This window comes from Mycolicibacter acidiphilus (assembly GCF_018455725.1).
Lineage (GTDB): Bacteria > Actinomycetota > Actinomycetes > Mycobacteriales > Mycobacteriaceae > Mycobacterium > Mycobacterium acidiphilum.
This window is the reverse complement of the sequence record NZ_JAHCLR010000142.1, coordinates 1-492: the sequence shown is the minus strand read 5'-3', so window position 1 is coordinate 492 and position 492 is coordinate 1. Positions and strand designations below refer to the sequence as shown.

Sequence of the window (492 nt, the reverse complement as noted above, 5' to 3'; positions counted from 1 at the left end):
TTGCCGCCTGCGCCGCCGCCGCCGCCGTTGCCGCCGTTGCCGCCTGAGTTGACGGTGCCGTCCGAGCCGTCCTTGCCCAGCACACCCGCGGCGCCATTGCCGCCGTTGCCGCCGTTGCCGCCGTCACCGGCGTCGCCGCCGTCGCCGCCGGCCCCGCCGTTGCCGGATTCGGATCCGCCGGTGCCGCCCGCACCGCCGGTCCCGCCGTTGCCGCCGGCCGCGCCGGTGGTGCCGTTCACCCCGGGGTTACCACTAGCGGCCGCGAGGCTGGTGCCACCGGACCCGCCGTCGCCGCCCGCGCCGCCGTTGCCGTTCACCGCCGCGTTGCCGCCGTGCCCGCCGGCGCCGCCGTTGCCGCCGGCCGCACCCGCTGCGGGGTTCTGCGCCCCGGCCGGGTTGTATCCGGCGCCGCCGTCGCCGCCGCTGCCGGCGTTCACCGACCAGCCGGCGTTGCCGCTGGTACCGGCCTGGCTGTGCCCGACCGTTCCGCCG

Annotated in this window: 1 pseudogene; it reads right to left on the bottom strand. The window is 79.9% G+C overall.

Going from position 1 to position 492, the window contains the following annotated elements:
- Positions 1–492: pseudogene (locus KIH27_RS22220) on the bottom strand (hypothetical protein); the annotation flags it as partial.